Origin of the sequence: Vreelandella aquamarina (assembly GCF_900110265.1) — a bacterium.
Classification (GTDB): domain Bacteria; phylum Pseudomonadota; class Gammaproteobacteria; order Pseudomonadales; family Halomonadaceae; genus Vreelandella; species Vreelandella aquamarina.
Window position 1 is genome coordinate 1 of sequence record NZ_FODB01000048.1, and the last position, 8,380, is coordinate 8,380.

Annotated in this window: 6 protein-coding genes; 5 read left to right on the forward strand and 1 reads right to left on the reverse strand. The window is 57.0% G+C overall.

The genetic code is table 11. From position 1 onward, the window contains the following. Positions 1-315: 315 nt before the first annotated feature. Positions 316-1,170 (forward strand): UTP--glucose-1-phosphate uridylyltransferase, encoded by an 855-nt coding sequence (locus BMY49_RS12970; protein ID WP_089675750.1) that lies wholly within the window; start codon positions 316-318, stop codon positions 1,168-1,170. Between the two features lie 71 nt (positions 1,171-1,241). On the opposite strand, the gene BMY49_RS12975 is transcribed toward BMY49_RS12970, so the two are convergent. Then, positions 1,242-2,969 carry an SLC13 family permease gene (locus tag BMY49_RS12975; protein WP_089675751.1) on the reverse strand — a complete coding sequence of 576 codons (1,728 nt, stop codon included), beginning with the start codon at positions 2,967-2,969 and terminating at the stop codon, positions 1,242-1,244. A gap of 156 nt (positions 2,970-3,125) precedes the next feature. On the opposite strand from BMY49_RS12975, the gene BMY49_RS12980 reads away from it, so the two are divergent. The 4 genes from BMY49_RS12980 to cysQ all read left to right on the forward strand — a co-directional run bounded on the left by BMY49_RS12980 (position 3,126) and on the right by cysQ (position 7,654). Then, positions 3,126-3,878 carry a helix-turn-helix domain-containing protein gene (locus BMY49_RS12980; RefSeq protein ID WP_167359375.1) on the forward strand — a complete coding sequence of 251 codons (753 nt, stop codon included), beginning with the start codon at positions 3,126-3,128 and terminating at the stop codon, positions 3,876-3,878. Between the two features lie 82 nt (positions 3,879-3,960). Further along, on the forward strand, positions 3,961-4,863 hold the full coding sequence (gene cysD, locus BMY49_RS12985; protein WP_054641454.1) for a sulfate adenylyltransferase subunit CysD: 903 nt from the start codon (positions 3,961-3,963) through the stop codon (positions 4,861-4,863). Further along, positions 4,863-6,767, forward strand: a complete 1,905-nt coding sequence (gene cysN / locus BMY49_RS12990) for a sulfate adenylyltransferase subunit CysN (protein WP_089675753.1) — start codon at positions 4,863-4,865, stop codon at positions 6,765-6,767. The genes cysD and cysN overlap by 1 nt, the downstream gene beginning before the upstream one ends. A 119-nt stretch (positions 6,768-6,886) precedes the next feature. Next, positions 6,887-7,654 (forward strand): 3'(2'),5'-bisphosphate nucleotidase CysQ, encoded by a 768-nt coding sequence (gene cysQ, locus BMY49_RS12995; protein ID WP_089675754.1) that lies wholly within the window; start codon positions 6,887-6,889, stop codon positions 7,652-7,654. Positions 7,655-8,380 lie beyond the last annotated feature (726 nt).

Consider the following 8,380-nt stretch of genomic DNA (forward strand, 5'->3'; position numbering starts at 1 on the left):
GGCTTCATCCAGGCGGCTACCCGCCGCCTTCGCGGGTGCCTCCTTCGCTCGTTGCTCTCGCTCAGTCGTTACGCCGCGCTACGGGGCAGGCACTCCGCTCTAATGGTTCGCAGCACTCTAGGTAGGCCCCCGTAGCGCGGCGTAAGCGAAGCGCACCCGCGAAGCACTCCGCAGGAGTGCCGATGGTGGCACCCAGGCTCGCGCCGGTAGCTGCGTTCCTGCTATATTGTTCGGCATGTCTATTGCATATCGTTTGGCGTGGTTCGATGTTTATGACTTCTCGTGGAAGGCACGCTCAATAAAAGGACGTTAATGATGACTCAAGTACGCAAAGCGATTATTCCGGTCGCGGGGTTTGGCACCCGCCTGCTGCCGATCAGTAAGGCGATTCCTAAAGAGATGGTGCCGGTGGTGGATCGTCCTCTTATCCAACACGTAGTGGAAGAAGCGCTGGCGGCGGGTATCAACGAAATTATTTTGGTTACACGTGCGGGCAAGTCGGCGATTGAAGACCACTTCGATGTCCATTTCGAACTCGAACACTCCCTGGCCAGCAAGGGTAAAAATGCGCTGTTGGAAACGCTTTCGGCCATTTCTCCTAAAAAGTTGAAAGTGACCAGCGTTCGTCAGCCCAATGCGAAAGGGCTAGGCCATGCCATTTACTGCGCTTCCCACCTGTTAGATAAAGACGAGCCGTTCGCGGTGATCCTGCCGGACGTGCTGGTCAAGCCGCAGGTAGGCAGCAGCGCGTGTGATTTAGGCAGTATGGTCGAGCGCTGGGAAGCCTCCGATGCGTCGCAAATCATGGTAGAAGCAGTACCGCAAGAAGACGTTTACCGTTACGGCATTGTGGATTGCGACGAGCCAGCGGCGGGGGAGAGCGCCACTATGCGTGGCGTGGTGGAAAAGCCCCAACCGGAAGACGCGCCGTCACGGCTTTCGGTGATTGGCCGCTATGTGCTGCCGTACCGCATCATGGAGCTGCTACGCGACCAGCCGCCGGGTGCAGGTAACGAAATTCAGCTAACCGATGCCATCGGCCGCTTGATGCAGGAAGGGCAAACCGTGCAGGCGTTTCGCATGCATGGCCGCACCTTCGATTGCGGGCACATCGAAGGTTGGCTGCAAGCCAATACTACGCTTGCCCGCGAGGCGGGTTACGACGTATAACGCATCTCCAAGCATTACAAAAGCCGCTCAGCTCTCGCTGCAGCGGCTTTTTTGTAAAAATCTATCCATCACTAAAAGGGGAATACTAGCGGCGTAATTAGCAGCACTGCCGCTGAATAGGTGAGGCTAACAGGAAAGCCGATCTTGAAAAAATCGGTGATTTTGTAGCGCCCCGGTGAATACACCATCAAATGTGTTTGGTAGCCAAACGGAATCAGAAAGCAAGCGCTAGCACCGTAGGCAACGGCCATGACAAACGGCAGCGGGTCGGCCCCAAACGCTTGTGCCGTGCTCCATGCAATGGGAAAGGCCAGCGCGGCGGCGGCGTTGTTGGTGACCGTTTCCGTGAGCAGTAACGTCAATAAATAGCAGCCGATAAAGGCGGCATAAATTCCATAACCGCTAAATACGGCCTGCATGCCATCGGCGAGCAATGCCGCCGCGCCGGAGTTTTCCAGCGCCTGGGCGATGGCCAAGGCAGAGCCAATGATGAGCCATAGCTCGAAAGGGAAACGCCTGCGCAGTTCGGCCATGCTGATCACCTTCAGCAGTAGCAGCGCGCCTAGCAGAATGAGTAAACCGTGAAACAGCGGCAGCCAGTTAGCCGCCGCCAAAGAAATGACGGCCGCAAAACCACCTAGGGTGATCAGGCTTTCCTTACGGTTGAGTTGTGGGCGTGTAAAGCTGCCGCTCAGTAAATGAAAGTTGCGGTCTAGGTTGCGGTGCTGACGAAAATCCGCGCTGACGGCCAATAATAAACAGTCGCCTACCCGGAGAGGGATTTTACCTAATTGTCCCTCTAAACGTTTGTCTCCGCGACGAATACCCACCACACCTGCACTAAACATACTGCGAAAATCGACGTCTTGCAGTGTCTTACCCGCTAATTCCGACTCATGCGAGATCACTACCTCGACCAGGTTGGTAGCGAGCAGGTTATCGGCTTGGTGCCCAAACAGGTTGAGGCCAGGAAAGCGCTGCAGTGCCTGCACTTTGCTGACTTCACCGGTAAATACCAGCGTGTCGTCAGCCTGTAGCTGTTCATCGGGAGCCACGGGGCTGATCAACCTGCCTTGACGCTCAATTTCCAGTAGGTAGAGACCATCCAGGCTGCGTAGCCCGTTCTGCTCGATGCTTTGGCCAATCATGGGAGATTCGGCTTCCACATCGGCGGCCAAGAAATACGAGAGTTTCTCTTCCGTGTCTTCCGGGCGGTGGTGGGGGAGCGCGTTGGCACGCCATAGCAGAACGGCCAGGGTGATCAAGGCAACCGGGATGCCCACCAGGCTAAACTGAAACATTCCCAGCTCGCTGCCGCTGGCGTTCAGATGAAAAGAGTTCACCACGAGGTTCGTCGAGGTGCCCACCAGCGTGGTAATGCCGCCAAGAATCGATGCGTAAGAGAGTGGGATCAGTAGCCGTGAAGGGGCAATGCCTTGCTGGCGCGTAATAGCACCTAAAAACGCGGCCACAACGGCGGTGTTGTTCAAAAATGCCGATAGTACGGCAGTGCTGCCCATCAGCCGTGCCGTCGCCAATTTCGGGTGGCCCTTGAGTAAATGCTTAGACAGCCAGTCCAGTAGCGGTGAACGCTCCAGAGCCAACGAAACAAGCAACAACAGGAGCAGGGTAGCAAGTGCAGGGTTGGTGTACTGCACCAGTAAGGTGCTTGTATCGATGAACCCTAACAAAAGGTAACCGCATGCCAACGAGACGAAAGCAATAGCTGGTTTTACCTTGCCACTGATCAGCAGAACCAACAGCAGTGTGATGGATAACAAGACGGCCCAGGGCGTCATGGTGGGTCCTTATGTCAACAGAAAATAAAAGGGTGCTTGCTGGATTTTACGCAGGCTTTTATGATGGTGTCTAATAATTACCATTAGCAGTGTTGTTTTTCGCTTTGTTTTTGTTTTTAAAGCAAGGGGTTATGTTTAAAATTGAGCGCTAAACATTTGTCGCCTGAAGCCCTGAATGAGCAGCGTAAAAAAGCTGTCAGGCTGCGTTTGGATGGCCATACGGTAGCGGTGGCCAGCCAACGTACGGGGTTGTCTGCGCCTACGGTTTCGGCGGCGTGGAAGGCCTTTCGCGAAGGGGGATGGGCTGCCGTACCCGTGAAGCCGCGTGGCCGGACGAAGGGGCAGGGCAATACGTTGGGCGCTGCCGCGCAGACCGTACTTTGGGAGGCGCTTTATGGTGCGCCTCCTCAAGGCATGCCGGGCTGGAGTAGCGCTGCGCTGGCCGACTTGGTGAATGTGCGCTTGGGGCTAAAGCTCACCCAACGTGCCATTGAGCACTGGTGGGAAACCGAAGGGTTGCTGCATGCCCCCTGGGAGCTGAATGCGCTAGCCAAAAAGCGCACTCGTGCAGGGCGGTGGTTCGAGAAAACGGTCGCCCCGACGTTCTCTCTCTACCCGAGCGCCGAGCAGCGCTGGCAGGGCGGCGTACGACGTGTGGCGCATCCGCAGCGGGCGCTCTATCAAGTGTACCTGCACGGGGCACGCGGAAAGCTCTACATGCGCTGTTACGAGCGTCCGCCTGCCGCGTTCGATTATCAGGCGGTGTGGGCATCGCTGCCTCGGCCTGCCGCCGTGGTGTTTCACGGCGCGCTGTTCTCGGCTAGCCAAACGCTCACCGAGTGGCTCGACCGCCAAACGACGTTAACGGTCGTGGCGGTACCGGCAGATATCGGTTTGGAACACCGCTAAGGCTTTTTATCCATAGGTTTTTAAGGCAGTGCCGCGAGCGGCCACTTGAAAACGGTTTTTTCACACAACGTTGGGAAAGATGATGACATCACTCACCCATTTACAGCGGCTGGAAGCGGAAAGCATCCAGATCATGCGCGAAGTGGTCGCCGAGACCGAAAACCCGGTGATGCTCTACTCCGTCGGTAAGGATTCAGCGGTGATGCTGCATCTGGCGCGTAAGGCCTTTGCCCCCTCGCCGCCTCCTTTCCCGCTGCTGCACGTCGATACCCGCTGGAAATTCCAAGCGATGTACGAATTCCGCGACAAGATGGCCGAAGAGATCGGCATGGAATTGATCGTGCATATCAATCCGGAAGGGGTGGAGAAAGACATCAACCCCTTCACTCACGGTTCGGCCATTCATACCGATGTAATGAAGACCGAAGGCTTGAAGCAAGCACTGGACAAGTATGGCTTCGATGCGGCATTTGGCGGGGCACGGCGCGATGAAGAGAAGTCCCGTGCCAAAGAACGCGTGTTCTCTTTTCGCACCGCACAGCACCGCTGGGATCCGAAAAATCAGCGGCCGGAACTGTGGAAGCTTTACAACACGCGCAAGCACCCTAAAGAGTCCATTCGTGTCTTCCCGCTCTCGAACTGGACCGAGCTGGATATTTGGCAGTACATCCATCTGCAGAATATTCCCATCGTTCCGCTTTATTACGCTGCCGAGCGTCCGGTGGTGGAGCGTGATGGCGCGCTGATCATGGTTGATGATGACCGCATGCCGTTGGAGCCGGGTGAAGTGCCCATGATGCGCAAGGTACGTTTCCGTACCTTAGGCTGCTACCCGCTGACCGGTGCCGTGGAGTCGGAAGCCGACACGCTACCCGCGATCATTCAAGAGATGCTGTTGACCAAAACATCCGAGCGCCAGGGCCGTGTGATCGACCATGACAGCGCGGCGTCCATGGAGAAGAAGAAGCAAGAGGGGTACTTCTAATGTCGCACTCATCCGATCTGATTGCTGAAGATATCGAGGGCTACCTGAAGTCCCACGAGCATAAAGGTTTGTTGCGCTTCATCACTTGTGGAAGCGTGGACGATGGCAAAAGTACCCTGATTGGCCGTTTGCTGTTCGAATCCAAGCTGCTGTTCGAAGACCAGCTGGCTGCCATCGAAGCCGATTCCAAAAAGTACGGAACGCAAGGCGGTGAGATGGACTTTGCGCTGCTGGTCGATGGCCTAGCCGCTGAGCGCGAACAGGGTATTACCATCGATGTGGCGTACCGCTTCTTCTCCACCGAGAAACGCAAATTCATCGTGGCGGACACGCCAGGGCACGAGCAGTACACCCGCAACATGGTGACCGGGGCGTCTACGGCCGATGCGGCGATTCTGATGGTGGATGCCCGCCACGGCATTCTGACCCAAACCCGCCGTCATAGCTTTTTGATGTCGCTGATGGGCATGCGCCACATCATCGTCGCCATCAATAAAATGGACTTGGTGGATTACTCGAAAGCGCGTTACGACCAAATCGTCGAGGAGTACCGCGCGTTCGCCAAGCAGTTGGGGCTTGAAAACATCACCTTCATTCCGATGTCGGCCTTGAAGGGCGATAACGTCATCGAGCACAGCACGAAGATGCCTTGGTACCACGGCACCACGCTGATGGGCTACTTGGAGACCGTCGAGGTAGACGACGAGCGCTTGCAGCGCTCTCCATTCCGTATGCCCGTGCAGTGGGTCAACCGTCCGAATCTCGATTTCCGTGGCTTTACCGGTATGATCGCCAGCGGCGTCGTTCGTCCTGGTGATCCTATTCGTGTACAGCCCTCGGGTAAAACCAGCACCGTCTCGCGCATCTATACGTTCGATGGCGATTTGGAGGAAGCGGTCGCCGGGCAATCCATCACGCTGCTGCTCGATGACGAGATCGATATTTCCCGTGGGGACATCATTTCTGGCGTCGACCAGCCAGCACACACGGCCGACCAGTTCGAAACCACGCTGGTATGGATGCATGAGGCGCCGCTGCTGCCGGGACGTCCCTACCTAATGAAACTAGGGACTCAGCTCGTATCTGCCACGGTCACCGATATCAAATATCAGGTAAACGTCAATACGCTTGAGCACACAGCGGGTAAGCAGCTGGACTTGAATGGGATCGGCGTGTGTACGATTAGCTTGAACCGCGCCGTCGCGTTCGATGCGTATAAAGAGAACCAGGATACCGGTGGTTTCATCCTCATTGACCGTATGACGAACAATACGGTCGGCGCTGGCATGCTGCACTTTGCGCTACGCCGCAGCCAGAACATTCATATGCAGCACGTGGATATCGACAAGCAAGCACGCGCGCTAGCCAAAGGTCAAAAGCCTGCGGTGCTATGGTTCACAGGGTTGTCTGGCGCGGGTAAGTCGACCATTGCCAACTTGGTGGAAAAGAAGCTGTTTGGTAACGGCCAGCATACTTACTTGCTGGATGGCGATAACGTCCGCCATGGCTTGAACCGTGACCTGGGGTTCACCGATGCCGACCGGGTCGAGAACGTGCGCCGGGTGGCAGAAACCGCCAAGCTGATGGTCGATGCGGGCCTGATCGTCATGTCGGCCTTCATTTCACCGTTCCGCAGTGAGCGGCAGTTGGCCCGTGATCTGTTGGAAGAGGGTGAGTTCATCGAGATTTATGTGGATGCGCCGTTGGACGTGGTGGAAGCGCGTGATCCAAAAGGCCTCTACAAAAAGGCGCGCCGTGGCGAATTGAAGAACTTTACGGGGATCGATTCCGCCTATGAAGCGCCCGAGTCGCCCGACGTTCATTTGAAGACGTCTGAAATGAGTGCCGAAGAAGCCGCCGATGCGGTAATCGAGGCGCTACGTGAGCGCGGCTTGATCAGCTAACGACACGCAGTTGACGTCGCGATAGGGGGTTGGAGTCAGCCTCTGTCGTCATACCGCCAACGACTTAGCATCCCTGGGTTGTTGGCGGTTTTTAATGTCGAATGTAAAGGATGGATACGATGATCGATCAAACACTGCTGGAGGCGGTAGAGCGCATTGCACGCGAGGCGGGCGATGCCATCATGAAGGTCTATGGCCGTGACTTCAGTGTCGAAGAGAAAGAGGATAAAAGCCCGCTGACCGAGGCGGATCAAGCGGCTCATCACGTCATCGTGCGGGGCCTTCAGTCGCTGCCGGTTCGACTACCGGTTCTCTCTGAAGAGGACATGGAAGGGTTTGCGGGCGTGGATGCCGACGGACGCTATTGGCTAGTCGACCCCTTAGATGGCACCAAAGAGTTCATCAAGCGTAACGGTGAGTTCACCGTCAATATTGCGCTGATCGAAAACGGTGTGCCTGTGCTCGGCGTGGTGACTGCCCCGGCGTTAGGGACGGCTTATGTGGCGGCCGAAGGCGTAGGTGCGTTTAAGGTTGAGAAAGACGGCCAACGTCATGCCATCCAAGTGGCTGGACAGCCTGCTGAAGGCTCAACTTGGCGCGTTGTGGGCAGTCGCTCTCACCCCAGCTCAGATTTAGCGGCGTGGCTGGATACATTAGGCGAACACGAAATGCTTCCCATGGGTAGCTCACTCAAGCTTTGCCTGATTGCCGAAGGCAAAGCCGATGCGTACCCACGCTTGGGCCCCACCTGCCTTTGGGACACCGGCGCCGCTCATGCGGTCGTGCGCTCTGCAGGTGGACGCGTCGATACCCTGAAAGGCGAACCGCTCAGCTATGCCAACCCCGCTGAAAAGCTAAACCCTTACTTTGTGGTGTGGGGCCACTAAATTACCCATGTTGATAGGTGCCACCGCACTTGAGGTAGGCACCCGTAGCGCGGTGTAAGCGGAGCGCACCCGCGAAGCACTCCGCCAGGAGTGCCGAAAGTGGCACCGAGGTGTGATGATTTGCGATGGCTTGATCAGGCGGCTATCGCCGCCCTCGCGGGTGCCTCATTTGCTCGTGTCTCGCAAGATTCGTTACGCCGCGCTACGGGTATGTGCAGTTGCCCAGTGTTGGTAGGTTTTACGGCACTTGAGGTGAGAACCCGTAGCGCGGTGTAAGCGGAGCGCACCCGCGAAGCAACGCGAGGAGCGTTGCCGGTGAGGCCTCATGGGTGGGCGGTGGCGCGGTGGGTTGTGGTGGCGTAATCGGGGCGGCTGGCGCCGCCCTCCGCGGGTGCCTCCTTCGCTCGTTGCTCTCGCTCAGTCGTTACGCCGCGCTACGGTAGTGTCCGTGCCCGTGATTATTCCCCATGCCCGACGTTGGCGATGACCCTGTAGCGCGGCGTAAGTGGAGCGCACCCGCGAAGCACTCCGTTAGGAGTGCCGATGGTGGCACCGAGGTGTGATGATTTGCGATGGCTGGATCAGGCGGCTACTCGCCGCCTTCGCGGGTGCCTCATTTGCTCGTGCCTCGCAAGATTCGTTACGCCGCGCTACGGGTATGTGCAGTTGCTCTGTGTTGATAGGTATCACGGCACTTGAGATGGGCACCCGTAGCGCGGCGTAAGC

What these genes read in the sequence shown, in the direction of transcription:
- BMY49_RS12970 (WP_089675750.1), top strand. Translation starts at nt 316, where the DNA reads ATGACTCAAGTACGCAAAGCGATTATTCCGGTCGCGGGGTTTGGCACC.
- BMY49_RS12975 (WP_089675751.1), bottom strand. Translation starts at nt 2,969, where the DNA reads ATGACGCCCTGGGCCGTCTTGTTATCCATCACACTGCTGTTGGTTCTG.
- cysD (WP_054641454.1), top strand. Translation starts at nt 3,961, where the DNA reads ATGACATCACTCACCCATTTACAGCGGCTGGAAGCGGAAAGCATCCAG.
- cysN (WP_089675753.1), top strand. Translation starts at nt 4,863, where the DNA reads ATGTCGCACTCATCCGATCTGATTGCTGAAGATATCGAGGGCTACCTG.
- cysQ (WP_089675754.1), top strand. Translation starts at nt 6,887, where the DNA reads ATGATCGATCAAACACTGCTGGAGGCGGTAGAGCGCATTGCACGCGAG.